The sequence below is a fragment of the Haladaptatus paucihalophilus DX253 genome (genome assembly GCF_000376445.1).
In the GTDB taxonomy this organism is placed as follows: Archaea; Halobacteriota; Halobacteria; order Halobacteriales; family Haladaptataceae; genus Haladaptatus; species Haladaptatus paucihalophilus.
In genome coordinates this window covers 715,114-738,124 of sequence record NZ_AQXI01000001.1, presented here as the reverse complement: position 1 = coordinate 738,124, position 23,011 = coordinate 715,114, and the positions used below count along the sequence as shown (strand labels likewise).

Genomic DNA, 23,011 nt, shown 5'->3' with positions numbered 1-23,011 from the left:
CTGCGGATTCTCCGACGGGGGCTAAAAGTGACGCGGTGCTCTTCGGCGAAACCGCACCCGTTAGACACCTCGTTCAGTGGCGTTCTCGGCGAGTTCGTCGAACAGTTCCGAGACCCTCCGCTCGATGTCATCCCGTATTCCCCGCACCGCCTCGATTTCCCGTCCGTGCGGGTCGTCGAGCGCCCAGTCGCGGGCGTCTCCCCGCCACGTCATCGGACAGACGTTCTCCGCGGAACAGCCCATCGTGATAACGATGTCCGCGTTCATCGTCTCGTCGTGCGTGATTTTTCGCGGAGTCCGGTCTCCGAGGTCGAACCCGTTCTCGGCCATCGTTTCGACGACGACACCGTGGACGTGATTCGCGGGGTCGGTTCCACCGGTGACGATGCGTACCCGGTCTTCGAGTCCCCGCCGGTCACGCTCTCGCTCGGCGAAAGCGGTCGCCATCTGACTCCGCCCCGCGTTCTGTACGCAGACGAACGCGACCGTGACGGTGCCGTCATTTTGCTCCGTCATTCGCTCTCACCCTGTCGAGGCTTCCGGCCCGTTATCGCCGCGGAGACGATGTATTCGCCGAGGTCGAGGCTGTCGTCCCATTCGCGGATGAACTCTTCGCTGTCCTCTTTCGGCGTTATCTCGACGTCGACGAAACCGGCCTCGGTTAGCATCGCTCGCAGTTCGTCGATTGTCGAGGAGCCACCGACGCAGGCGGCCACGGATTCGGGATCCGTTCGAACCGCATCCGGGATGGGAGCGGTCATCACGACGTCCGAGACGGCCACCCGTCCGTCCGGGCGGAGCGCCCGAAACGCCTCGCGGAAGACCTGCGGCTTGTTCGGCGAGAGGTTGATGACGCAGTTCGAGATGATGACGTCGACCGTCTCGTCGGAGACGGGGAGGTGTTCGATTTCGCCGAGGCGGAACTCGACGTTCGTCGCGTCGTTCTTCACGACGTTCTCCCGAGCCTTCTCGACCATCTCGGGAGTCATGTCGACGCCGATAACCCGCCCGGACTCGCCGACCTCCCGTGCGGCGAGGAAGCAGTCGAATCCCGCACCGGACCCGAGGTCGAGCACCGTGTCGCCCGTTTCGAGCGACGCGATGGCGTTCGGATTTCCGCACCCGAGTCCCAAGTCCGCGCCGTCCGCTACCGAGTTCACTTCGTCATCGTCGTAACCGAGTTGCTCCGAACTCTGCGTGGCCGATTCGTCACAGCAACCGTCTCCGTCGGCGCAACCGTCCGTCTCCGTGGCGATTCGGGCGTACCGGTTGCGAACGGCGCGTCGCTGTTCCGCGGCATCGAGATTCCTGTGCTCCTCGTCGGTCGTGTCCGTATTTTCGCTCATTCGTTTTCACCTCGTGTCGCGTCGAGCGCCGCAACGACCCGTTCCGCCCGCGCCGTCGTCCGATAATAGCGCCACGTCCCTTCTTTTCGGCGGGACAGCAACCCGGCGTCGGTGAGGTCGGACAGCGCGTGGCTGACGGCGCTCTCGCTCACGTCGAACGACGGGGTTATCTCACAGACGCAGAGTTCGTCCTCCGCGGCGGCAAGCAATCGTGTGATTCGGTACCGAGTCTCGTTCCCGAGGGTTTTCAACGCGTCCAAATCGGTCGCGTAGTCGTCCGGAATCCCCCCCGTGAAGGATTCGAGTTCGTCGAGTCGCGCTTCGACGTCGGCGTCACAGCATCCGTCGGTCTCGTCCGCGATGAATCGCCGGAGTCTGGTCGTGTCCTGGGTCACGCTTGAGTAATTGAACAACCATTCATATTAGCATTCCGAACACCACCTTGATTGTTCATCGTTAACAAGAACCACGAATGCGGAAGGCATTTAGATGCGAACGACCTCTCGGTGGTAGAGGTGATGCGTATTAACGACGACAATCGCCATTCTGATTCAGGGTATCGTTCTCGGCGTCTCGATTGCGGCACCGGTCGGGCCAATCGGCGTCCTGTGCATCCAGCGAACGCTTTCTAAGGGACGGCTCTCGGGCTTCGTCAGCGGACTCGGAGCGGCGTCCGCGGACGCCGTGTACGGCACCATCGCCGGATTCGGAATCACGATACTGTCCTCGACGCTGCTCGCCCACCGGACGAGCATCCGTCTCGGCGGCGGGGTCCTCCTCCTGTACCTCGGCGTACAGTCGCTCCGCGCCGAACCAGCGGAAACCGTACCCACCGCAATTACCGGACCCACCGCGTCCACCGCGTCCACACCGGACGTACCCGGGCTCGTGCGAGACTACGGTTCGACGTTTCTCTTGACGATAACCAACCCCGTGACCATCCTCGCCTTCGTCGGCATCTTCACCGGGTTGGGCGTCGGAGTGTCGGGGAACGATACGGACGCCGCCGCGCTGGTCGGCGGCGTCTTCCTCGGGTCGGCGCTCTGGTGGTTCGCGTTGAGTTCCGCCGTGGGGCACTTCCGGACGCGATTCGGACGGTCAACCATGCGCCGGGTGAACCGACTCGCGGGCGTGATTATCGTCGGGTTCGGACTGCTCGCGCTGTGGGGTGGGTTGTAGTCCCGCCGTCGCGGTCACGCTCCCTCCGAATCGTTGCTCCACTGTTCCGAGAGGAGTTCGAAGAATACCTGCAGATCGGCGACGAATCGAACGGAGCAAGGCTGTTGTCTCGGAAGGCATCGGTGGGGAGGGCGGTTCGAAAGTGTCGCGGTCGCGTCCTCAGTACTGCCAGAGCCGCTCGATTCGTCCGCCTATCTCCTCGTGGTCGTCTCGCAACGTTTCGACGGCGGTTTCGCCGTTCGCGTTGATGACGTGGACTTCTCCTCTCTCCCCGGAGTAGACATCCTGGAAGTCGTAGACGACGCCGATGACGTCCACGTCGTCCGGGATGTCGTCGCTGTCCAGGAGGAATTCGACCTGTCTATCGACGTTGTACTCGACGAGGCGGTTGATGGCACCCGCCCGGTCCACGTCGTCCGGGAGCGCTTCGACGCCCGCTTCGAGGCGGGGTTTCAACAGGTCGAGGCAGTGTTCGATACCCGCGGGTTCGGACACGCCGTCCGTCAAAGCGTCGTACGTCGCCGTGACGGCTCCACAGCCCGTGTGTCCCACGACGACGACGGTTTTCGTCCCCGTGTGCTCGACCGGGTAGAGCACGTCGCCGGAGACGACTTCACCGTCGTCCGTGCGCTGGACGACGCGGTTTCCGATGTTGCCGCACGTGAAGACGTCGCCGGGTTCCTCGTTCCCCCAGATATGGTCCTGCAGGACGCGCGAGTCCGAGCAACAGACGGTGACGACGCCCGGTCGTTGGGAGTCCTGTACGTCGTCAAATCGGGTCCGGAACGCCGCGGCGTGGTCCGCGTTTCGCTGCAACATCTCGACGAACCTGGAGTGCATGGTTGTATGCACTCTCTACTTCGAATTTATCCCTTGGGTTTCCAGCCGATTCGCGTCGGAACGTGGTTGAAATCGGCCGGAGCGTGGTTGCTGTCGGAACCGGACAGAATTCGGGACGGATGGAACCGGCGGTGACGGACGCCGCGACCAAACGGGACGATTCTTGTCGAACGGGTTCCTATCGGACGGTATGAACGAGACACGGCGGGCCGTCTTGGACGCGCTCGCGGACGGTCCAGTTTCCGGGCCGGAACTCGCGGACAGCCTCGACATTTCGCGGAACGCGATTTGGAAACACGTCGAGGCGCTTCGCACCGCCGGGTTCGAAATCGAGAGCACGAGCGATGGCTACCTCCTCGATGACGTCCCCGAGTTCGGTCCATCGGTCGAGTACGGACTCGACGCACCCTTTTCCGTCGAATATCACGACTCCATCGGGAGCACGAACGACAGAGCGCGGGAACTGGCCGAGGAGGGTGCCGAGGATGTCGTCGTACTGGCGGACGAGCAGGTCGGCGGACGGGGGCGTCTCGAACGAACGTGGGTCGGTCCGTCCGGCGGCGTCTGGTTGAGCCTCGTGCTTCGCCCGAACATCCCGCCAGCGCACGCGCCGCTCCTGACGCTCGCCGCCGCCGTCGCGGTGGCGCGAGCGGCGCGGGAGGCCGGCGTCCCGGCGGAAATAAAGTGGCCGAACGACGTCCTCGTGAGCGAGGAACGAGCGAACGAGGGCCAGTCGGACCGGAGTTCTGATGACGTCCTCGTGAGTGAAACGAGCGAGGGCCAGTCGGAGCAAGGCACCGCCGCCGGAGCGAGAGGCGGAGAGAAGCTCTGTGGCATCCTCACCGAGATGGAAGGCGAGGCGAATCGCGTCTCGTGGGTAATCGTCGGCACCGGAATCAACGTCAACATCCCGGCCGACGACCTCCCGGAGGGCGCGACGAGCGTGCAGGAAGTCGTCGGGAGCGTGAACCGACGGGTGTTCGTCCAACGGGTGCTAGAGGAGTTCGACGCGCTCCGAACGGACGTGGATGCCGTCCTTCCGGCGTGGCGAGAACTGTCGGCGACGCTGGGCCAGCGGGTACGGGTCGAAACGACGAACGGAGACGTGGTTGGAACAGCGGTCGATATCGTCACGCCGGGCGCGCTGGTCGTCGAGACTGACGATGGAGACGTCCGCGTTCACGCGGGCGATTGCGACCACCTTCGCCCGGCGAACTGACGACCGATGAAGATGTCGAAGGTTGGAACTGACGGCGTTCAGGTTCAGCTACTGCTGTGTGCTTTGCCGGTCGCCGAGACGTCCGGTCCGTCGTCCTCACCGCCGACGCGGACCGTGAGGACGGGGACGGTCGAAGCGCGGACGACGCGCTCGGCCACGCTGCCGAGCAGGAGGCGGTCGATGCCGCCGCGTCCGTGCGTTCCCATCACGATGAGGTCGAAACCGTCCAGTTCGGCGTAGCGGACGATTTCCTTGTTCGGCGGCCCTTCGAGCAAGTGGGTCGTCAGCGAAACGTCGTACTCCTCCGCGACGTGGCGGGCGTCTTCGAGCGCCGATTTTCCCTCCTCTTCGAGCATGTCGGAGACGCCCTCCCACGACGACTCCATGGGGAGGCTGGCGAACGTCGAGGAGTTGATGACGTATATCGCGTGCAGTTCCGCGCCGTGCGCCTCGGCCAGTTCGGCGGCGTGTGCGATGACGCACGTCGTCTCCTCCGAACCATCGGTCGGGACGAGAATTCGGTCGTACATTGGAATGTTACCGAATGGCACGGTATGGGTTGTCTTAACTCATTTGGTGAGAACTTCCTTCGAAACGAAACGGCATCGGTCGCGGGACGTACATTCCCGAAGTCCGGTGCGACAACGGCGGTGGGAGGACGACGGCGAGGCGGTAAGGCGGTAAGGCGATGAGATGGCAAGACGGCAAAGCGGTAAGACGGCGAGGTGGCGACAGCGGTAACGTGACAGAACCGATGGAATGCCGACCTACAGCACCACGTCGGTTACGTCGCTTGCACCCGCCCGACGGACCACCGAACGAACCACGTCGCGGTTTCCGGCGAGGTTGTCCGAGTCGCCGTCGAGGACGAGCAGTTTCGCGTCGCGTCCGGGTTCGATGACGCCGCGGTTCAGCCCCGCGATGCGCGCCCCGTTTCGCGTCGCCATCCGAAGCACTTCGCGGGGCGAGACGTCCGTCAACTTCGCCGTGAACTCCATCTCGCGGAACATCGACGGACTGTTCAACATCACGTTGTCCGTCCCGAGCGCGACCGTCGTCCGTTCGAGAAGGTCCCGAATCGGGGGCATACCGACCCCGGTGACGAGGTTCGAGCGCGGACAGACCGCGATGGGAATCTCGCTGTCTTCGATTCGGTCGAGGTGAATCGGCTCGGGGTGGACGACGTGAACGAGGAAATCCGGCGAGAGGTCGAGCGCCGGGTTGATGTCGCTCGGGTCGGCCTCGCCCGCGTGGATTCCGAACGTCTTCCCTGCCCGTTTCGTCGCCGTCCGTTCACGGCCGAAGTCGGCGTCGTTGGCTCCGCTCGCGCCGAATCCGTCCGCCGCTTCCATCGCATCGACCGTTTCCCGACCGAGGATGAACGGGTCGATGTCCAAGCTCTCGGCGGCCTCGCGGAGGGCGAAGACGCCCTCGACGCCGCCCTCGCGGAATTCGAGAAACGAGGCGGTTCCCGTCGATTGCATGAACTCCAACGACCGCCGCATCGCTTCGACCTTCTTCGCACGCGACGTCTTCCGAAGAAGTCGGTGTTTGAGTCCGTCCGGCGGCGCGACGAGTTCCTCCAACGAGAGGCCCGCACCGGCCTCCTTCGCGATGGAATCCCCGATGTGGGTGTGTGCGTTGACGAACGCGGGACAGACGATGTTCGACGACGAAACGGATTCTTCTTCGATGGCAGTTATCGTACCATCCTCGACGACGACGCGGCCTTCCACGGGTTCGAAGTTCGGCCCGGACAGGATGGTGCCCTCCACAAGCATAGATGCCGATTATCAGTTGTCGGACTTAAACGCCTCGTCCCGTCCAAATCCGTCGGTTTCGGCGTTCGGTCACTCCTTGTCCCCTTCGTCCGCCTCGAAGTCGGTCAACGTCGTCCGGACGCCGGTCCGGATGTCGCTGACGAGCGCGCCGTCGGTCTCCAACCCGAGGACGCGTTCGGCCGCGTGTCCGACCGCCTCCGTCGTCTCCGCCGGAGTGTACACGCCGAGTCGCCACTGGTCGCGTTGGACCTGCTGGAGCGCCCGCACCAGCGTCGATTGCTTGGCGAGCGGCCGAATCTCGCCGTTGACGACGACCCGCGACGACGATTCGGTCATCTTCGGTCGGCTCGGAACGTCGAGCGTGACGTGTTCCGAATCGACGCCCGCGTCCGCCGCGATGTCGTCTTCGTACTCCCGAATGGTCTCGTGATCCGCGTCGATGATGTCGTCCGAGACGTCCACCATCTCCGCCCAGACGGCGCGTTTGTAGAGGTCGCGGTCCGACAACCGTCGGGCGAGTTCGGCGGTTTCCGGGTTCGTTCGGAGCGCGACCAGCAGGTCGTGGTCGTCCATTCGTCGCAACTGCTCGGCGTCGATATCGGGCGCGTCGAGGAGTCGCTCGCTCGCCTGCTGGAGCATCGACTTGCTGATTCGCGTGACGTGGTGGTTGTACACCGTCGGATTCATCAGGGCACGGGCGACGAGCAGGCTCTCTGCCGTCTGGACGTTCCCCTCCGCGAGGACGAGTTTCCCGTCGAAGAACGTCAGTTCGTGCGTCAGTCGCTCGTGGTCGATGGTGCCGTAGGGAACGCCGGTGTGGTGGGCGTCGCGGACGAGATAGTCCATCCGGTCCACGTCGAGTTCGCCGGAGACGACCTGTCCGAGTTCCCCCTCGCCCGCGATGAGTCCGGCGATGGTGTCCGGGTCCAAGTCGTGGTCGCGGAGGATGTCGCCGACTTCAGTGTCCGCGAGGAGGTCGTGAACGTCGTCGTGGTATTTGCCCGTCCGGCGGTGGATGAGTTCCTCGATGGTGTGGCTGTACGGCGAATGGCCGATATCGTGGAGGAGGGCGGCCGCCCGGACGCGTTCTGCCTGCACGCCTTCGATACCGAGATTGGTGAGGGCTTCGCGGGCCAGATGGTACACGCCGAGGCTGTGCTCGAATCGGGTGTGGTTTGCGGAGGGGTAGACGAGACGAGCCGTTCCGAGTTGCGTGATATGTCGCAATCGCTGGACCGCGTGCGTATCGAGGAGGTCGTTCGCAACGCCGACGACCTCGATGTGGTCGTGAACGCTGTCCTTGATAGTCTTCATTACGTGAACGTTGGCCCGTCATGGTATAAAAACCGAAGGACGGCAGTGGTGATTATCGTCAGTGATAGTGGAGACTGTGATATATGTGTACGGTCTGTCTTGTTCTACTCGATGAAACTACGTTCACCCGCAAAAGTCGCTGCGCTTCTCCTTCTCGTCGTCTCGTTCTCGGGATGTACAGGGGGGAACGGTGACCCGACTGAGTTGGCAACGCAGACCACCAACACGGCGACTACCGCTCCCACCGGCACAGCGACGACCGGTCTGATTTACGACCTCCCGCTTTCGAGCGACGAACTCGTCGATGGTAACGAAAACGCCCTCCGCGCCGCTGGGAGTTTCACCGCGGAAGAACAGTTCTATCTCCAAAGTAGGAACACGGACGAGTATCGGTGGGTGAACACCACGACGCGAGTGAACGTCGAGGCGGGAGAACTACGCCGCTCGCAAAACTGGTCCGGGACAGCCGGTGCTCAGTCGATACGAACGTACGTCGCTCCGTCCGGGGAAGGGTATTAGCGAACGTCCTTCGGCGACGATATGGGTGTCTCGTACAGTCGAACGAGGTCGGATGACAGTATCTCTACGTCCCTTCGCCCGAATCTCACGGCGTACGTCGAAGGCACCCGTTTCGAATACCGCGGCGTCGAGCGTTCCTCCGGGACGAAAACGCACCACTACGTCGCTTCGAACGTGAGCGCGTTTACGGCCGACGGGGAGAAGCGTATTTTCGGATTCGACCGAGCGAACTTGACGAACGCGTCGGTGGAGCTGTACGTGACGGACAACGGTGTCCTGAAGCGATTCGACTTTCACTTCGTGGTACGGACGGAAGGAGGACCGATAGAGGGGCGAATGCGGTCGGTCTATCGAGACATCGGTACCACGACCGTAACACGACCCGCTTGGCTGTCGGAAGCGAAAGAGGGTGGGTCCGAGGACGCCCGGACGAACTACTCGGAGACGGTAACGGAGACCGTCCGAGACGACTCGCTCGGCGCGACGATAACCGTCACCGGGCCACGGTACGCAATCGAAGACGTCGAACTCGAACGACAGACGGGCGGGATCTGGGACACCGATGGCGACGGATTTCGGAAAGCACAGGTCTCCGCCCTCGTGTCCGTCCGAACGTCGCGCGAAATCACTCCCGAGAAAATCGAACTTTCGTACGACGACTCCGGGATGTTCGATGAGAATCGGAACGTAGTGATATTCGAGTACGACCGGGAGTTACAGACGTTCGTACGGCTATCGACCACCGTCGATACCAGTGCCAACGTCGCTCGGGCGAGCATCGACGGTGATGGAACGTATCTCGTGATGAACCGGGAGACGTGGCAGTCCCTGTGGGAGTGACGAGGGCAAGGATTTAGACGAACGCGCAACCACCTCCGTGTATGGTCACGTTTCTCTCAGGGGGGACGGGCACCCCCAAACTGTTGGAGGGGTCCGAGTCGGTCGTTTCGCGCGCCGAGACGACCGTCGTCGGCAACACGGGGGATGACGTCGAACTCGGCGGCCTCCTCGTCTGTCCCGACATCGACACGGTGTTGTTCCAGCAAGGGGACGTCCTCGACCGCGAACTGTGGTGGGGAATCGCCGACGACACGACGGCGACTCACGACGAACTCCATCGCCTCGCTGAGTCGGCAGGACTCGACGGAGGACCGCGGTACCTCTCGGACGACCGGCAGACGAGCGGACGGGACATCTCTCGTTGGCGGCGGTTCTCGGGCGTCGCGGAGTTCATGCTCCTCGGCGACCGCGACCGGGCGGTGCACGTTACACGGACGGGGTTGCTGGACGAAGGGAAGACGCTCACCGAGACGACGCGGATTCTGGCCGACGCCTTCGATTCGCCGACGGACGTCGTTCCGATGAGCGACGACCCCGTTGCGAGCATCATCCACACGCCCGACGGGGAGATGCACTTTCAGGAGTTCTGGGTCGCACGCGGCGGCGAACCGGCGGTCACGGACGTCGAGTTCCGCGGCGCGAGCGAGGCCCGACCGTCGCCCGCCGCCCTCGACGCGCTGACGGACGAACCGGTCGTCATCGGCCCGTCGAATCCGGTGACGAGCATCGGCCCGATGCTCGCCATCGACGCCATCCGCGACGCGCTCGAATCGACCACCGTGGTCGCGGTGTCGCCGTTCGTCGAGGACCGCGCCTTCTCCGGACCCGCGGCGAAACTGATGGAGGCGGTCGGCTACCAACCGAGCACGGCGGGCGTGGCGGAGGCGTACCCGTTCGTCGATGCCCTCGTCCTGGACGACGAGGACGGAACGACGCTCGACCGCCCGACGGTTCGAACGGACACGAAGATGGACGACGCGGCGGACGCGGCGCGCGTCGCCCGCGCGGTGAGCGACGCGCTGGAGGTGGCCTGATGTTCGAGCCACGGGTCGCGCTCGCCAGCCTCAGTGGAGAGTCAGATGCGGACTGGGCGCGCACCGCGTCGGAACACGTCGGCGCGGCGTTCCTGGGCGGTATCGCGCTGGACGACGAAACGCGGAAAGCGGCGAGGCAGTTGGTGTCGCGCAACCGAAACGAGTTCCTGCCGGACGACCCCGTTTCGTTCGTGGACGAGCAACTCGCCGCGCTCGCGGACGTGCCGATTCGCCCCGGCGTCAACGTCCGCTCCGCCACCCTTCCGCCGATTCGCGCCGTCGGGGACGTGTGCGAACGTCACGGCGCGATACTGGAACTCAACGCCCACTGCCGACAGGAAGAGATGTGCGCGGTCGGTGCCGGGCAGTCCCTCCTCCGGACCACGGACCGCCTCCGCGAGCAGGTTCACGCGGCCGCCGAAACGGGGGCTACGGTAAGCGTCAAGGTTCGAACCGAAGTTCCCGGCGTGGACCTTCCGAAGGTCGTACGGCAGGCCGTGGACGGGGGTGCGGAAATCGTCCACCTCGACGCGATGGATTCGGAACACGTCGTGAGGGACGTCGCGGACGCCACCGACTGCTTCCTCGTGGCGAACAACGGCGTCCGCGACGAGGAAACGGTCGCCGAATACCTCGACTACGGCGCGGACGCGGTGAGCGTCGGACGACCGAGCGACGACCCCGAGGTGCTCGCCCGCGTCCGTCGTGCGACCGACGAGTGGTTCGCGGAGGTGGCGGTATGACGCCCGCCGAACACGCCCAACTGGCGCTGTTGCTGGAGGTCGCCGGGACGCCGAAACCCGGAAACGTGGACCGGGACCGGGACTTCCCCGACTTGCGCTTCGAGCACTTCCTCGCCGGGGCCATCGGGTCCGGTGCAGGACTCAGGGCCGCCGAGGAAGGAAAGCCGGTCGGCGAGGCGTTCGAGCAGGCCGTCGAGGGAATGAGTCACCAAGAGGGTGGCAACACCCAGTTCGGCGCGTTGCTGTTGTTGGTTCCGCTGGTGAAAGCCGACGAGTTATCCCCCGAGAGTGTGACGGAGGTCGTGGAGGAAACGACGGTCGAGGACGCCGAGGGATTCTATCGCGCGTTCGAACACGTCGATGTGGCCGTCTCGGACCCGCCCGAGGGGATGGACGAGTTCGACGTTCGCCGCGGAAGCAGCGCGGTTTCGGCCCTCAGGGAGGCCGACACGACGCTTTACGACGTGATGGAACTGAGCGCCGACAAGGACGGCATCGCCCGCGAATGGACGAACGGGTTCCCGCGCACGTTCCAAGCGAGCGAACGAATCGCCGAACTGGACGGCGGTATCTCCGCCCGCGCGGCGCAGGTGTACCTCGAATTCCTCGCCCACGAACCGGACACCTTCGTGGCGAAACGCCACGGGAAGAAGGTCGCCGAGAGCGTCCTCGTCCGGGCCCAGGAAGCGCTTCAGGAGGCGCGCGAGGGGAACTCGGAACTCGTCACGGCGTTCGCCGACTCGTTGGTCGAGGAGGGAATCAACCCCGGCACGACCGCCGACATCGTGGCCGGAGGCCTGTTCGTCGCGTTGGAACGGGGCGTCTCGCCGTGAGCGACGCAGACTGGCCGGTCGAACTGCGCGGCGTGACCGAATCCGTCGTCACGACGCTCGGACCGAACGGGTTGTGGAACGCGGCCGCGCTCGGCCTCCACGCGGGTGCCTCCGCCCCGGTAACCGCCCGGACGTGGGGCAACACCCGGACGCGGCGGAACTTTCACCGGCAGGGCGGCGGCGTCGTCCAGTTCACCCGCGACCCCGTGGATTTCGCGGAGGCCGCGCTCTCGATTCGGGAGGACGAAGAGCCGGTCCTCGATTCCGCGGACGCGTGGGTCGAAGTCGAGGCCGAACAGATTGGAGCGGGGGAAACCGACGGCACGCGCTGGGAGGAGTGGGAACTGACGCCGGTCGAGTCGAGGGTTCGAGAGCGGCGGGTGCCGCTGACGGACCGCGGTTTCGCGGCGGTCGTGGAGGCGACGGTAGCGGCGTCCCGGCTGGGGGTGGACGGGTTCGACGACGCGGACCTCCGCTCTCGGTTGGACTACTTCGAGGAGGTCGCGCGGACGTGCGGCGGCGAGCGCGAGCGAGCCGCGTTCGACCGGATTCGGGAATTCGTCGAGTGGTGAGCCGCGTTCGTCGGTGATTTCGACCCCTCCGTCCGCCGATGGGTCGGGGGGATTTCAAAAGAGGTATCACCCACGCTCGCACTACCCGCCGAGTATGAAACCCCGGTTCGTGGGTCGGCTTTCGCTCGCCGACGCGGTGACAGTATCGAACGCCGCGCTCGGCTTTCTGGCGGTTTCGGTCGCCACCGCGAACCCGAGGCTGGCCGCGCGCCTCGTCCTGCTCGCCGCCGTCGCGGACGGACTCGACGGGGTGCTCGCCCGCCACGTCGGCAGTTCCGCGGCCGGGCCGTATCTCGATTCGCTGGCCGACGTGGCCTCGTTCTCGGTCGCACCGGCGATGCTGGTCGTCGCCGTCGTGCGCCAGACGTGGGGCTACGACCCGCTTCGCGTGGCGATTGCGACGCTCGGCGGGGCGCTGTTCGTCGCCATGGCCATCGTCAGGCTCGGGCTGTACACCGCCTACGACACCGACGACGACGTGACCGAGGGGATTCCGACGACGCTCGCGTCCGTCATCCTCGCCGCGGGCGTCCTCGCGGGCTTCACCGACCCCATCGTGGTCGTCGCGCTCACGTTCGTCCTCGCGGGACTGATGGTCTCGACGATAACCTATCCCGACCTGTTGGCCCGCGACGCGCTCATCATGGGCGTCGTCCACTCGCTCGCCATCCTCGTGCCGGGTTTTAAGGGACGGGCGTTTCCGTACGCCCTGTTGACGCTCGCGCTGGCCTACCTCGTCCTCGGGCCGGGATTCTACTGGCGCGAGACGGAGGGGAAGACCCCCCCGGCGAAGACGACAGAAGGGAAACGCTCTTGACGGCTACGGTCCGAATTTTTCGCATATGAGAGCAACGGTACAGCCGGGGGTGGACGCATGAGCGACGAAGACGCCGAGGAGACGCAGGACTCCGAGGCCCAAGAGACGGAACTCGTCAGTGCGGAGACCGTAGAGGAGCAACTCGAAAGCGCGGAAGCCGAACTCGAAGACGCCGAAACGGAGGCCGAACTCGACGTCGTAGAAGCGCAACTCGACAAAATCGAGGGACTGCTCGAAAGCGCTGACCTCCCCGAACCGGACGAGGACGACGAGGACGCGGAGGACCCGCGCGAGGAACTGGAAACGCGCCTCTCGGACCTCCGCGACGAACTCGAAGACCAGCGCGGGCCGTACGCGGAAGACGTCATCAGCGACGTGGAAGACGCGGCGGCGACCATCACGGACACCCGCTGGACCGACGACGGGAGTGAAGAACTCGTCACCGTCGTCGAATCCTTCGCCGAGACGGTACAGGACGCGCTCGGGACGAATTTCAGCGTGACGCTCTCGCGCAACGCGGACGACCTCGCCGAAATCCTCGGAACCGCGGCGACCGCCATCGGCGACGCAGACCTCGACCCGGACGAGGACGCGGACACCCTTGAAACGCTCGTCGAAGCGACCGAGGAACTGCAGTCGGGCGTCGACGACGCCGAAGAGTGGAGCGACCTGTCCACCCGCGAGCAACTCGAAGCCGAAGGGTACTACGACGTGCTCGACCACCGCAAGGATTACCCGCCTGAGTGGGGCGCACTCAAGGTCTGGGAGAAGCGCAACCGAGCCGACATGGTGCTCCTCGCGCTCGATTCCCTTCAGTCGAACTTCATGGAACGTCACTGCCTCGAAGCGCTCGAACGGATGGGCAATGAGGACGCCGTGGAACCCATGCTCCAGCGCGCCCAGCGGCGCGACAAGGACGCCATCCGTATCCTCGGCAAGACCGGCAGCGAGGACGCCATCGACACCATCATCGATTACGTCGACGCCGACCCCGGCATGGCAAAGACGGTCATCAAGGCGCTCGGCGAAATCGGAAGCGACGAAGTGACCCAAGAGGTCGCGGACCAACTCGTCGCCGACGATGTGGACGTTCGAAGCTACGCCGCACGCGCACTCGGTCGCATCGGCGACACGCGCGCCATCGAGCCACTCGCGGACACGCTCGAAAACGACGACTCCGACTCCGTTCGAGCGAGCGCCGCGTGGGCGTTGAACCAAATCGGCACCGAAAGCGCGCTCGACGCGGTGCGCGACTACTCCGACGACCGCGCGTACATCGTCCAGAGCGAAGCGGAAAAGGCGCTGTAATCGGCCAGTAAGCACTCCTTACCGCTGTATAATCGGTCAATAACGAAGTCCCCCGAATCCGTTTTTTCTCGCCGAGAGGTTCATGGCGACCGAATCTTCCCGTCTCGGTATGTGTCCGAACTGCGGAAACAGTATCACCAGTGGCTATCTTCTCATCGAGTACGACACCGAGGATGGGTCAGAACGATTCGCCGAATGTCCGTCCTGCGAGGATATCGTTCACCCCGCTCACTGAGCGAGGAACGTCGCAAAGAATTCGAGCGCGAACGCGAGGGCGAGACAGAACGCACCGACGCGACCGATCCACGTGTACTGTCTGACTTCCATCGGCGAGATGTCGAGGGTGTAGTCGTTGTAATCAGGGTCATACTCGATGTAGTTCGGTACCTGAAAGAACTCGAAGAAGACGAGAACTGCACCGAGAGCACCCAACGCATATCCCGCCAGTTCGAGTATAATCGGAACGTCGACCATACAGAGTGGGCGAAGGTAGCGGACAAAAATCCACCGCTCCGAGCGTTTATATTGGAAGACGAAACCACTTCGCTCCGTGTCCGCCAAAGTCGCGTTCGCGCTCCTCTTGGTGCTCGCCGTCTCCCCGGTATCGGCGTCCGGGATAGGGTCGGGACCGGGGACAACTCCCCCCACGGCATCGACCCCTGTCTCGGCCTCCGCATCATCCTCGGCGTCCGTCTCTGCCTCCGCATCATCCTCGACGAACCGCACGCCGAGAATCGTCGCCGTGTACCCGAATCCGGTGGCGATGGACGATGCGGGGGAGTTCGTCCTCGTAGCCTTCCAGAACCGAACGAACCTCTCGGAGTGGGCGATTTCGGACGGCGAAGCGACCGCCGACCTCCCGGACCGAACCGTCTCGGGGCGTATCGCGTTCTCCACGGCACCGAACCGTACCCAATCGCTCACCTCGTTTCGAACCCTCCCGCTCTCAAACCTCTCGCTCGCGAATTCGGGTGAAACGATCACGTTGTGGCGAAACGAGACTGTTCCCCAGCGCGTGGACGTGGTCAGCTACGCCGATGCCCCGGACGGGGAATGCTGGCGACCGAAGACGAAGAAGTGGCGTCCCTTGGGCGCGACGAACCTATCAATCGCTCGCGCCGACGCCACGAGCGTCCGCGCGTTCGTGCTCCCGGACGACCCGGAGGTCCCCGCGCACGTCCTCCGGAATGCGAGTCATCGAATCCTATTGGCCGGATACTCGTTCACCTCCCGTCGCATCGCGGACGTCCTCATCGCGGCGGCCGACCGGGGCGTGGACGTTCACGTCGTCGTCGATGACGCGCCGGTCGGCGGTCTATCGACGCGGGAGGCGACCGTCCTCGACGACCTCGCCGCTCACGGCGTCACCGTCGAAGTCATCGGCGGAAAACTGGGGCGGTACGACTTCCATCACGCGAAGTACGCCGTCGCGGACGACGAGGCCGTCGTATTGACCGAGAACTGGAAACCAGCGGGGGTCGGCGGCCACGCCAGTCGCGGCTGGGGCGTCGTCGTCGGCCGCGACGCCGCTACCGACCTCCGGGAGGTGTTCGTCGCCGACACGTCGTGGAACGACACGGTTTCGTGGTCGAAGTTCAGGGCCGGGCGGTCCTTCACCCCCGCCTCGCCCGCGAACGGAAGCTACCCGACGCGGTTTCGTCCGAAGCGCGTCCCCGTCGATTCCGTGAGCGTTCTCGTCGCGCCCGACAACGCCGAATCGGGCGTCCTCTCGCTCCTTCGGTCGGCGAACGAGTCGATTTGCGTCCAGCAGATGACGGCAGGCGGCATCGGCCAACCGTTCGTCCGCGCGACGCTCGCCGCCGCCCGCCGCGGCGTCGAAGTCAAAATCCTCCTCAGCAGCGCGTGGTACGTCCGCGACGACAACCGGCGGGTCGCCGACTGGTTGAACGAACGGGCGGACGACGAGGGACTTCCCCTCCACGTAAAACTCGCCGACCCGGACGGCTACGAGAAAATTCACGCCAAGGGCGTCGTCGTGGACGGACGACACGTCGTCGTCGGCAGCCTGAACTGGAACAACCATTCTGCCCGCGAGAACCGGGAAGTCGCCGTCGTCCTCCACGGGGACGCGGCCGGTGCGTACTACGGACGCGTGTTCACGGCCGACTGGGGAGATGGCGAAAAGACGTTCCCGGTCGGTCTCGCCGCGTTCGTCGTAGTCGGCGTCGCTGGCGCGGTATGGATCGCAAAACGGGAGGTTCGATTCGAGTCAGAACGCTAAGCCAGCGGGGAGTTCAGTCGTCTTGCTGGTGTCCGACCGTCGTGCTCTGCAGGTCCTCGTCGAGTTCCGCGTCGGCCATCTTTTCGACGAGCGCGTCGAGCACCTGCTCGCGCATGCCCTTGACGAACTTGATACTCCCGACGACGAGGTGGCCGCCGCCGCTGACGCCGCCGCCGACGACCTCCTCGTTGAGTTCCGTGACCATCTCGGGGATGTCGAGGCGCACGCCGTCGCTTCGGAGGACAGCGAAGTCCGGGCCGTAGCCGATGGTGATGACGGGTTCGCCCGTCTCCTTGACCTTGCGGTCGTGGATTTCACCGGTCGTCTTTCCTGGCGGAGGGTAGGTGAACCGGTAAGCGTGATTTTCGACGTCAACGCGGTAGAGATGCGCCTCGCTCGCCAATCGTTCGTGTTTGACGTGGGGCATCGCGGCGTCGAGTTGCTGTTCGGTGTCCTCCTCGGCGCGGTTGGAGAGGAACGAAACGAGTTCGCGGTGGCGTTCCTCGTCGTCACAACCGACGTTGAGCACGTCGTTGATGAGGTTCCGTCCGGGGTCGTACTTCAGCCAGAACGCGCCGTAATCGAGCGCTTCACCCATGTCCGAGAGGAACTCCTCGTCGTAGCCTTCCGACTCGGCGAGTTCGACGTACTCCGTCATCGCGTCGGCCTTGGAGCGGTCGGAGATTCCCGCGACCGCGGGAACGTGGCGGAGCTCGTCCGTGATGTCGGGCCATATCATCCGCGCGAGTTCGACGCACATCATCCCCGTCGTGATGCGGTAATCCTCGTCGTAGAGATACGGGTTGACGTGGCCGTCGATATAGGGGTCCACCGCCTCGGGGTCGGGGTGGTGGTGGTCGACCACGAGAATCGGGATGTCGTAGTGTGCGAGGTTGGCGTACGCGGGGACGTCCTCCTCCGTGCTTCCGTTGTCGAGCATGAGCAGAAGGGGGAGCTTCTGGCCGTGTCGGGCCTGATCTTCGAGCGCGAAGTTTAGGTCGCGGGTCACGTCCTCCATCTCGTAGAACGGTGCCTTGCTCGGCAGGCGCTTGAACAGGTGGCGCTTGGCCTCGGGCGCTTGATGGGTCTCCTCGATGAAGCGGCGCAGAGCGAGTTCGACCGGGAGGCTCGCGCACATACCGTCACCGTCGGCGTGGTGCCGAACGCGAATCGGTCGGCTTTCGAGCACCGTGCGACGGAGCTGTTTTGCGATTTCTTCGAGGTCGGGGAACAGCTGTTCGAGCGCGGGCCACTCGATGAGCGGCTCCACGTCGTGGGGTTCCGCTCGCTCGTCGAGCGCCGTCTCGATTCGGTCGCGAACGACGTCCTCTTCCTCGCCTTCCAGCGCGGTGAGGGACGCGACTTCGACCTGCAGCGCACCGTCGCGTTCTTCGACGACGCCGACGAGGTGTACGAGGTCCTCGATATCGATTTCGGGATGTGCACGGACGCCCGCCTCCTCGAACGCGGCACAGGGGACGACACCCGTGTGGTCGCTGACGTGGAAGATGGTCGGGCCGCCCGTCTGTTTTATCTGGACGACTTCGCCTTCGAGGTGGACGGTGTCACCGACCTGCTCGCCGAGGCTGCCGGTTTCGGCGACCTCGTACTCGTGGGCGACGGCGACGGTTTCGGGGTCGTCGATATCGACCGGCGTGAAACTCAGGTCGCCGTTATCGCGTACTTCGACGAGTTCGACGACGAGTTCGTCGCCGACGTCGTACGAGGTAGAGAGATTCGATTCGTGAACGAGACCGGAAACCGAGTCGGAGAGGTCGACGAACACGCCGTAGTCGACGACACCGTTGACGACAGCGTGATACAGCTCGCCCTCAGACGCATCGGAGAGAGTACAGTCCGCCGCGAGTTCGTACACGACGGGAGTATCCGGTCCACCATCGGGACCGTCTTCAGCGGGATTCATCTTGTGCGTTCTTTCGGCCGCACTATTTTTAACGCTTTGCAACTGCTCCGCCCGCGAACCGATTCCACCACAGTCGTTCACGACGATTCGCCCCGCCAGAGACGACCCGCTCCCTTCGCAACGTTTAGAACGCGGGCGGACGGAGTGTAGCACATGCGGCTGTTCCGGTCGAACGAAATTCTCGGTATCGCGGAGGGCGCACTGACGTTCGCGCTCGAAGCCTCCCGCGATGCCCATCCGAACGAGTACATGGGCTATCTCCGTGGCGAGGAGGCGAGGAAACTCGGCCTCGACCGCGACGGCCTCGTCATCACCGACGTACTCGTCATGCCCGGCACCGAGTCGAACAGCGTCAGCGCGACGGTGAAGACGAGCACCATCCCCAACGACATCCGGGCGGTCGGGTCGGTGCACTCGCACCCGAACGGCGTCCTCAGGCCGAGCGATACGGATTTGGGGACGTTCCAGAAGGGAGCGGTCCACATCATCATCGGCGCGCCCTACGAGCGAAACAGTTGGCAGGCGTTCGACCGACACGGAGAGCCACAGCGACTCGACGTGCTCGACGTGGAACTGCCCGAGGCGGAATCGTTCTTCGACTTCACGCAGGCGGACATCGACGAGGAGCTGAGAGATAAGTGACACACGTACTCGCACAGGGAACCTTCGACATCCTTCACCCCGGCCACGTCCACTACCTCCGCGACGCCGCGGGGATGGGCGACCGACTGTCGGTCATCATCGCGCGTCGGGAGAACGTAACGCACAAGGAACCACCGATTCTGTCGAATCGCCAACGCCGGGACATGATAGAAGCGCTCGGCGTCGTGGACGACGCGCTCGTCGGCCACCCCGAGGACATCTTTTCCCCCATCGAAGACCTCGACCCGGACATCATCGTGTTGGGCTACGACCAGCACCACGACGACGCGGCCATCGAGGCCGAACTCGATCGACGCGGAATCGAGTGCGTCGTTCGGCGCGCTTCGCCGCTGGACCCCGACGACGACGAACTGCTCTCGACCGGTCGAATCATCGATCGAATCTGCGAGGAGCGCTGCTGAATTCGGACCCGACCGTCTGGTACTGATTGGTACTAATTGGCACTGATTAGCACTGATTAACACTGATTGGTACCGTTCGATGGAGATCAGCTTCGTTCCGTGCGATGTTGGTCGATACTGGTCGATGCTGGTCGGTATCGTTCGTGGTGTGCCCCGCTGAATCACGTTTCGAGAGACATATACGACGGGAAATCAGAGCGTAAAGCATGAACCGCCGAGCGTTTTTGGCCGGAGTCGTCGGCGCGACATCCGCCACCTTGGCAGGGTGTTCGAGCGTGATGAACATGGGGTCCGGGTCCGGTTCGGATGGCGACTTCGACATCGGGATGAGCGCGATGGCGTTCCACCCGGAGACGTTCGAGGTGGAAGCCGGAACGACCGTCGTCTGGAAAAACACGGGAATGCGACGCCACACCGTCACCGCCTACGAGGACGGCATCCCGGAGGACGCCGAGTACTTCGCCTCCGGCGGCTACGACGACGAGCAGACCGCCCGCGACGCGTGGATGGACGGCAAAGGTGCGGTAGACCAAGGGACGACGTTCGAGCACACGTTCACGGTACCCGGAAACTACGCCTACTTCTGCATTCCGCACGAGAAAGCGGGCATGTCCGGGACCATCGTCGTCAAAGAGAAGTGACCGCGAAGTAACTGCCGTCGATTGACCGCGAAGTAACTGCCGTCGATTGACCGCGAAGTAACTGCCGTCGATTGACCGCGAAATAACTGCCGTCGATTGACCGCGAAATAACTGCCGTCGATTGACCGCGAAATAACTGCCGTCGATTGACCGCGAAATAACTGCCGTCGGTTTTTGCTCGATTAAAAAACGAAACGCGAAGCGTCGCTTAGACTTCGGCTTCTTCTTCGTCCACGTCCACGGAGGTCTCCTCTTCCTCGGCGACCTCTTCGGGGTGGGCTTCCAGCGTCGCTTTCTGGATTTCGACGCGGCGAAGCGGGTAAATCGTCTTCGCGTCGCCGTAAATCGCGCTGGAGAGGCGACCCTCGACGACGCTGTCGATGAGGTCCTGGAAGGTGTGGTCCTTCGCGGCGTCCTGCACGATGTCGATCATCGTGCGACGGATGGCCATCTCTTGACTGTGGTCCGCCTTCTTCGTCGTGAAGGCGACGGGCTGAATCTGGACGCGGTAGTCGTCCGAGGTCAGCACCGTGACGTACGCCTCGACCTTCGAGGCGCCGCGTCGAACGAGACTGCGGAGGTAGTCGCGGGTGAGTTCGTGGCGGACGAACTCCGTGTACGCCGCGTCACTACCAACGTCGTTGATCTTGAAGACCAACTTCGTGTTGTTTTCGCTGGCGTTGTTCGTCAGTTCGCCGAGCGTTGTTTCGATGGTGCGACCGAGCACCTTCTCCGGTTCGTCTGCGGGGGTCGTTCCAAGCTCCTCTCGGTCGAACTGCTCGGGAGCGAGAACGGTGTACCACCGCTTTTCCTGTGATTTCTTCGAGACTGATCGTTCACTCATAGTTCGTGTTTGTGTGTTGGTTTGCCGTCTGTACTACCTGTGTTGCCACCGAGAGGTTCACGACGTAATCGTCGATGGTCGTCTGGAGTCCGCCGGTCGTCTCGCGTTCGATGTGCGTCACAATCGTGCCGTCCTCGACGCTCGTATCGATTTCGGGCGTGTTGTCGGGCACGACTGCCGCCGCGATGCGTTCTGCGTCCTCCAGCTCCGTTCGAATCGTCGCTCGTCTCATAGCGCCTCCCGGAACGCCGAAAGGAACTCCTTCGCGTCCGCGTCGAACCGCGCGTATCCCCGCTGTCTGTTTCCGGTTCCGTGGCCGTCGAGCCGCGACCCGGCTCGCCGCATGGCGTCCCCGAGGTCGGTGCCGTCCGAATCAGCGTCCTCCCTCGGGTCGCCGACGGCGACCGCGGCGGCCTCGTCGTCGGTGACGACCAGCGCGACCGGTTCCGGCGACCTGAAATCGCCGAGGAGTCGCGCCGCCGTCGCAACGGGTGCGTCGTCCATCCGGGCGACGAACAGGCCGTCGTATCGACCCGTCGTCGCCTCGCGGAGCACCGCGTGGGCCGCCGTCGCGTGCGTCCGCCACGCGTCGAGCGCGGGCGCACGTGCGTCGTGACCCAGTGCGAGCGCGATGCCGGTGCCGGGTTGTTCCCGAGACACCGCGTCGAGCACGTCGGCGTAGCCGCCGAGCGTCGCAAACGGGTGGTCGTCACCGAGTTCGTACGGACGAAGCGCCCGTTCGACGGTTTCGCCCGCTCGCGGCGTCGCGTCCGCCGGTCCGGCGACCGAGAACGCGACGAGCGAGGCGACGTGTCGATGGGCGTCGTCGTCCAGTTCGACCGGCAGGCCGAGTTCCGCGAGTTCGGCCTGCACCGCCTCCGCGTCGCCGGAGAATCCGGCGTGAAAGAGGGTCGAATGGGCCAGTCCGTCCGCGAGGTCGTCCGTCGGCGTCGAAACGCCGGGGCGTCGCGTCAGTCGGCCGTCCGCCGCATCGAGCAGTCGCGCGGTATCGCCCGCACCCGGCGAGAATCCCGTCGCCACGGCACCGGCAAGGGCCAGCACCGGGTCGGGGGTTCCGCCGAGTTCGGCCGCGATATCGAACGCGAGGGCGCTCGTCGGGCGTGTGGCGAGTACCACGTCGCCGCCCGTCGCGCCGACCGCCACGACGCACTCGTCGTCACGGGACTCGACTCGTCGGGTGGGCAAGGTGGTAGCACTCACTTGAAACGGAATCCCGACTGTCGTGCAGGCGCGGGCGAGGAGGCCGCTCGATGCGAGCGCGTCGCCGTCCGCGTGCGCGACGATCCGAACGAAGTCGGCGTCGCGGAGCGTCGCGGCGATGTCGCTCGCGGTTCGGGCGTCCTCGGCTGCGGTTCGACCGGACGTGGACATCTATTCGAGGAGTTCTTTCGCGTTGTCGTAGGAGTACGTGAAGTCCTCGTCGATCTTGTCGCCGCGGTAGTAGTTGACCAGGCGGCGAACCTTCGACTCGGTGTTCTGCAGCGCGCGTTTGTTCTGCTTGTCCTGACCGTTCTCGTTGACGTGCTCACGGAGGCGCACGGCGCGAACCATCAGGTTCTCAAGGTCTTCCGGCAGCTCGTTCGCTGCGTCGTTTTCTTCGAGAATTTCGGTCACTTTCTTGCCCGTTGCGAGCTTCACGTTCGGGACCGGCGTGCCGGTCACGCCCTCGTCGCGGAGCTTCTGCCCGATTTCGCTCGGGCTGTAGCCGTCCTCCGCGAGTTCGACGACGCGGTCTTCCACGTCGTCAGCATCTACATCGCTCCACTCCGGTGGTTCGTCGGTCACGGGGCGGTCCGAACCGGACGACCCGCGACGTCGTGTGTGCATTCGTGCCATTGTTTGAGGATAGGAACTGCACGAGCCGCTGTGCTGGCGGTGGGTTCCGCCAGTCGTGACATGAGTCACGTTGCACGTCCGCAATCCCAGAGCC

At 64.3% G+C, this 23,011-nt stretch carries 26 protein-coding genes and 1 pseudogene; 14 read left to right on the top strand and 13 right to left on the bottom strand.

All coding sequences use genetic code 11. The features are described from left to right. Positions 1-60: 60 nt before the first annotated feature. From B208_RS0104195 to B208_RS0104185, 3 genes are read right to left on the bottom strand one after another with little or no spacing between them, the layout of a single operon-like run. Complete coding sequence (locus B208_RS0104195; RefSeq protein WP_007980306.1) at positions 61-516, bottom strand: arsenate-mycothiol transferase ArsC; 456 nt, start codon at positions 514-516, stop codon at positions 61-63. Next, positions 513-1,346, bottom strand: coding sequence for an arsenite methyltransferase (locus B208_RS0104190; protein ID WP_007980303.1), 834 nt, complete (start codon positions 1,344-1,346; stop codon positions 513-515). The genes B208_RS0104195 and B208_RS0104190 overlap by 4 nt, the downstream gene beginning before the upstream one ends. Further along, positions 1,343-1,741, bottom strand: a complete 399-nt coding sequence (locus B208_RS0104185) for an ArsR/SmtB family transcription factor (RefSeq protein WP_007980301.1) — start codon at positions 1,739-1,741, stop codon at positions 1,343-1,345. The genes B208_RS0104190 and B208_RS0104185 overlap by 4 nt, the downstream gene beginning before the upstream one ends. 142 nt (positions 1,742-1,883) lie before the next feature. Between B208_RS0104185 and B208_RS0104180 the strand changes: the two genes are divergently transcribed. After that, positions 1,884-2,525 (top strand): LysE/ArgO family amino acid transporter, encoded by a 642-nt coding sequence (locus B208_RS0104180; RefSeq protein ID WP_073096501.1) that lies wholly within the window; start codon positions 1,884-1,886, stop codon positions 2,523-2,525. A gap of 159 nt (positions 2,526-2,684) precedes the next feature. Here the strand turns inward: B208_RS0104180 and B208_RS0104175 are convergent, their stop codons facing one another. Then, positions 2,685-3,365 (bottom strand): carbonic anhydrase, encoded by a 681-nt coding sequence (locus B208_RS0104175; RefSeq protein ID WP_007980296.1) that lies wholly within the window; start codon positions 3,363-3,365, stop codon positions 2,685-2,687. 190 nt (positions 3,366-3,555) lie between these two features. Here B208_RS0104175 and B208_RS0104165 point away from each other — a divergent pair, with 190 nt between their 5' ends. Next, positions 3,556-4,584 (top strand): bifunctional biotin--[acetyl-CoA-carboxylase] synthetase/biotin operon repressor, encoded by a 1,029-nt coding sequence (locus B208_RS0104165; protein WP_007980294.1) that lies wholly within the window; start codon positions 3,556-3,558, stop codon positions 4,582-4,584. Between the two features lie 44 nt (positions 4,585-4,628). On the opposite strand, the gene B208_RS0104160 is transcribed toward B208_RS0104165, so the two are convergent. The 3 genes from B208_RS0104160 to B208_RS0104150 form a co-directional block, all read right to left on the bottom strand. Continuing rightward, positions 4,629-5,114 (bottom strand): universal stress protein, encoded by a 486-nt coding sequence (locus B208_RS0104160; protein WP_007980292.1) that lies wholly within the window; start codon positions 5,112-5,114, stop codon positions 4,629-4,631. Between the two features lie 237 nt (positions 5,115-5,351). Continuing rightward, positions 5,352-6,365, bottom strand: coding sequence for an amidohydrolase family protein (locus tag B208_RS0104155; protein WP_026177727.1), 1,014 nt, complete (start codon positions 6,363-6,365; stop codon positions 5,352-5,354). 69 nt (positions 6,366-6,434) lie between these two features. Beyond that, positions 6,435-7,679, bottom strand: a complete 1,245-nt coding sequence (locus tag B208_RS0104150; RefSeq protein WP_007980288.1) for an HD domain-containing protein — start codon at positions 7,677-7,679, stop codon at positions 6,435-6,437. Between B208_RS0104150 and B208_RS25180 the strand changes: the two are divergent. The 8 genes and pseudogenes from B208_RS25180 (at position 7,584) to B208_RS25175 (ending at position 14,580) form a co-directional block, all read left to right on the top strand. Continuing rightward, positions 7,584-9,038 (top strand): annotated as a pseudogene (locus tag B208_RS25180) (DUF7537 family lipoprotein). The gene B208_RS0104150 and the pseudogene B208_RS25180 sit on opposite strands and share 96 nt — an antisense overlap. 41 nt (positions 9,039-9,079) lie before the next feature. Continuing rightward, positions 9,080-10,072, top strand: a complete 993-nt coding sequence (gene cofD, locus B208_RS0104135) for a 2-phospho-L-lactate transferase (RefSeq protein ID WP_007980282.1) — start codon at positions 9,080-9,082, stop codon at positions 10,070-10,072. Continuing rightward, entirely contained in the window at positions 10,072-10,815 is a 744-nt protein-coding gene (locus B208_RS0104130; RefSeq protein WP_007980280.1) for a beta/alpha barrel domain-containing protein, read from the top strand. The genes cofD and B208_RS0104130 overlap by 1 nt, the downstream gene beginning before the upstream one ends. Next, positions 10,812-11,648, top strand: coding sequence for a triphosphoribosyl-dephospho-CoA synthase (locus tag B208_RS0104125; protein WP_007980279.1), 837 nt, complete (start codon positions 10,812-10,814; stop codon positions 11,646-11,648). The genes B208_RS0104130 and B208_RS0104125 overlap by 4 nt, the downstream gene beginning before the upstream one ends. Further along, entirely contained in the window at positions 11,645-12,220 is a 576-nt protein-coding gene (locus B208_RS0104120; protein WP_007980277.1) for a DUF447 domain-containing protein, read from the top strand. The genes B208_RS0104125 and B208_RS0104120 overlap by 4 nt, the downstream gene beginning before the upstream one ends. 94 nt (positions 12,221-12,314) lie before the next feature. After that, positions 12,315-13,037: a protein sorting system archaetidylserine synthase gene (locus B208_RS0104115; RefSeq protein ID WP_007980274.1), complete on the top strand. Its 723-nt coding sequence runs from the start codon at positions 12,315-12,317 to the stop codon at positions 13,035-13,037. Positions 13,038-13,094: 57 nt separating this feature from the next. Then, positions 13,095-14,345 carry a HEAT repeat domain-containing protein gene (locus B208_RS0104110; RefSeq protein ID WP_007980272.1) on the top strand — a complete coding sequence of 417 codons (1,251 nt, stop codon included), beginning with the start codon at positions 13,095-13,097 and terminating at the stop codon, positions 14,343-14,345. A gap of 82 nt (positions 14,346-14,427) precedes the next feature. Further along, positions 14,428-14,580: a DUF7837 family putative zinc-binding protein gene (locus B208_RS25175; RefSeq protein WP_007980270.1), complete on the top strand. Its 153-nt coding sequence runs from the start codon at positions 14,428-14,430 to the stop codon at positions 14,578-14,580. Here the strand turns inward: B208_RS25175 and B208_RS23735 are convergent. Beyond that, positions 14,574-14,819 carry a hypothetical protein gene (locus tag B208_RS23735; protein ID WP_073096504.1) on the bottom strand — a complete coding sequence of 82 codons (246 nt, stop codon included), beginning with the start codon at positions 14,817-14,819 and terminating at the stop codon, positions 14,574-14,576. The genes B208_RS25175 and B208_RS23735 overlap by 7 nt on opposite strands. 670 nt (positions 14,820-15,489) lie before the next feature. On the opposite strand from B208_RS23735, the gene B208_RS25155 reads away from it, so the two are divergent. After that, positions 15,490-16,587: a phospholipase D-like domain-containing protein gene (locus tag B208_RS25155; RefSeq protein ID WP_394294988.1), complete on the top strand. Its 1,098-nt coding sequence runs from the start codon at positions 15,490-15,492 to the stop codon at positions 16,585-16,587. A 13-nt stretch (positions 16,588-16,600) separates the two neighbouring features. On the opposite strand, the gene B208_RS0104090 is transcribed toward B208_RS25155, so the two are convergent. Beyond that, a complete protein-coding gene (locus tag B208_RS0104090) occupies positions 16,601-18,511 on the bottom strand; it encodes a DHH family phosphoesterase (RefSeq protein WP_018128712.1) in 1,911 nt (636 codons plus the stop codon). Positions 18,512-18,664: 153 nt separating this feature from the next. Between B208_RS0104090 and B208_RS0104085 the strand changes: the two genes are divergently transcribed. The 3 genes from B208_RS0104085 to B208_RS0104075 all read left to right on the top strand — a co-directional run bounded on the left by B208_RS0104085 (position 18,665) and on the right by B208_RS0104075 (position 20,216). Continuing rightward, positions 18,665-19,153, top strand: a complete 489-nt coding sequence (locus tag B208_RS0104085) for a Mov34/MPN/PAD-1 family protein (protein WP_007980262.1) — start codon at positions 18,665-18,667, stop codon at positions 19,151-19,153. After that, entirely contained in the window at positions 19,150-19,575 is a 426-nt protein-coding gene (locus B208_RS0104080; RefSeq protein ID WP_007980260.1) for an adenylyltransferase/cytidyltransferase family protein, read from the top strand. The genes B208_RS0104085 and B208_RS0104080 overlap by 4 nt, the downstream gene beginning before the upstream one ends. A 206-nt stretch (positions 19,576-19,781) precedes the next feature. After that, positions 19,782-20,216 carry a cupredoxin domain-containing protein gene (locus B208_RS0104075; RefSeq protein WP_007980258.1) on the top strand — a complete coding sequence of 145 codons (435 nt, stop codon included), beginning with the start codon at positions 19,782-19,784 and terminating at the stop codon, positions 20,214-20,216. 208 nt (positions 20,217-20,424) lie between these two features. Here B208_RS0104075 and B208_RS0104070 read toward each other — a convergent pair whose 3' ends face one another. The 4 genes from B208_RS0104070 to B208_RS0104055 are packed head-to-tail and all read right to left on the bottom strand — an operon-like array spanning position 20,425 to position 22,917. Next, positions 20,425-21,060, bottom strand: a complete 636-nt coding sequence (locus B208_RS0104070; protein ID WP_007980256.1) for a 30S ribosomal protein S3ae — start codon at positions 21,058-21,060, stop codon at positions 20,425-20,427. Continuing rightward, positions 21,053-21,292 carry a KEOPS complex subunit Pcc1 gene (locus B208_RS0104065; protein ID WP_007980254.1) on the bottom strand — a complete coding sequence of 80 codons (240 nt, stop codon included), beginning with the start codon at positions 21,290-21,292 and terminating at the stop codon, positions 21,053-21,055. Before B208_RS0104065 ends, B208_RS0104070 begins: the two co-directional genes overlap by 8 nt. Beyond that, positions 21,289-22,452: a hypothetical protein gene (locus B208_RS0104060; RefSeq protein ID WP_007980252.1), complete on the bottom strand. Its 1,164-nt coding sequence runs from the start codon at positions 22,450-22,452 to the stop codon at positions 21,289-21,291. Before B208_RS0104060 ends, B208_RS0104065 begins: the two co-directional genes overlap by 4 nt. After that, the gene (locus B208_RS0104055; protein WP_007980251.1) at positions 22,453-22,917 is read right to left on the bottom strand and encodes a 30S ribosomal protein S15; all 465 of its coding nucleotides are present in this window, start codon (positions 22,915-22,917) and stop codon (positions 22,453-22,455) included. Positions 22,918-23,011: the final 94 nt, after the last annotated feature.

Excerpts from the sequence above, each read along its gene's own strand:
- B208_RS0104195 (WP_007980306.1), bottom strand. The coding sequence starts at position 516 with ATGACGGAGCAAAATGACGGCACCGTCACGGTCGCGTTCGTCTGCGTA.
- B208_RS0104190 (WP_007980303.1), bottom strand. The coding sequence starts at position 1,346 with ATGAGCGAAAATACGGACACGACCGACGAGGAGCACAGGAATCTCGAT.
- B208_RS0104175 (WP_007980296.1), bottom strand. The coding sequence starts at position 3,365 with ATGCACTCCAGGTTCGTCGAGATGTTGCAGCGAAACGCGGACCACGCC.
- B208_RS0104165 (WP_007980294.1), top strand. The coding sequence starts at position 3,556 with ATGAACGAGACACGGCGGGCCGTCTTGGACGCGCTCGCGGACGGTCCA.
- B208_RS0104160 (WP_007980292.1), bottom strand. The coding sequence starts at position 5,114 with ATGTACGACCGAATTCTCGTCCCGACCGATGGTTCGGAGGAGACGACG.
- B208_RS0104155 (WP_026177727.1), bottom strand. The coding sequence starts at position 6,365 with ATGCTTGTGGAGGGCACCATCCTGTCCGGGCCGAACTTCGAACCCGTG.
- B208_RS0104150 (WP_007980288.1), bottom strand. The coding sequence starts at position 7,679 with ATGAAGACTATCAAGGACAGCGTTCACGACCACATCGAGGTCGTCGGC.
- cofD (WP_007980282.1), top strand. The coding sequence starts at position 9,080 with ATGGTCACGTTTCTCTCAGGGGGGACGGGCACCCCCAAACTGTTGGAG.
- B208_RS0104130 (WP_007980280.1), top strand. The coding sequence starts at position 10,072 with ATGTTCGAGCCACGGGTCGCGCTCGCCAGCCTCAGTGGAGAGTCAGAT.
- B208_RS0104125 (WP_007980279.1), top strand. The coding sequence starts at position 10,812 with ATGACGCCCGCCGAACACGCCCAACTGGCGCTGTTGCTGGAGGTCGCC.
- B208_RS0104115 (WP_007980274.1), top strand. The coding sequence starts at position 12,315 with ATGAAACCCCGGTTCGTGGGTCGGCTTTCGCTCGCCGACGCGGTGACA.
- B208_RS0104110 (WP_007980272.1), top strand. The coding sequence starts at position 13,095 with ATGAGCGACGAAGACGCCGAGGAGACGCAGGACTCCGAGGCCCAAGAG.
- B208_RS25175 (WP_007980270.1), top strand. The coding sequence starts at position 14,428 with ATGGCGACCGAATCTTCCCGTCTCGGTATGTGTCCGAACTGCGGAAAC.
- B208_RS23735 (WP_073096504.1), bottom strand. The coding sequence starts at position 14,819 with ATGGTCGACGTTCCGATTATACTCGAACTGGCGGGATATGCGTTGGGT.
- B208_RS0104090 (WP_018128712.1), bottom strand. The coding sequence starts at position 18,511 with ATGAATCCCGCTGAAGACGGTCCCGATGGTGGACCGGATACTCCCGTC.
- B208_RS0104085 (WP_007980262.1), top strand. The coding sequence starts at position 18,665 with ATGCGGCTGTTCCGGTCGAACGAAATTCTCGGTATCGCGGAGGGCGCA.
- B208_RS0104075 (WP_007980258.1), top strand. The coding sequence starts at position 19,782 with ATGAACCGCCGAGCGTTTTTGGCCGGAGTCGTCGGCGCGACATCCGCC.
- B208_RS0104070 (WP_007980256.1), bottom strand. The coding sequence starts at position 21,060 with ATGAGTGAACGATCAGTCTCGAAGAAATCACAGGAAAAGCGGTGGTAC.
- B208_RS0104065 (WP_007980254.1), bottom strand. The coding sequence starts at position 21,292 with ATGAGACGAGCGACGATTCGAACGGAGCTGGAGGACGCAGAACGCATC.
- B208_RS0104060 (WP_007980252.1), bottom strand. The coding sequence starts at position 22,452 with ATGTCCACGTCCGGTCGAACCGCAGCCGAGGACGCCCGAACCGCGAGC.
- B208_RS0104055 (WP_007980251.1), bottom strand. The coding sequence starts at position 22,917 with ATGGCACGAATGCACACACGACGTCGCGGGTCGTCCGGTTCGGACCGC.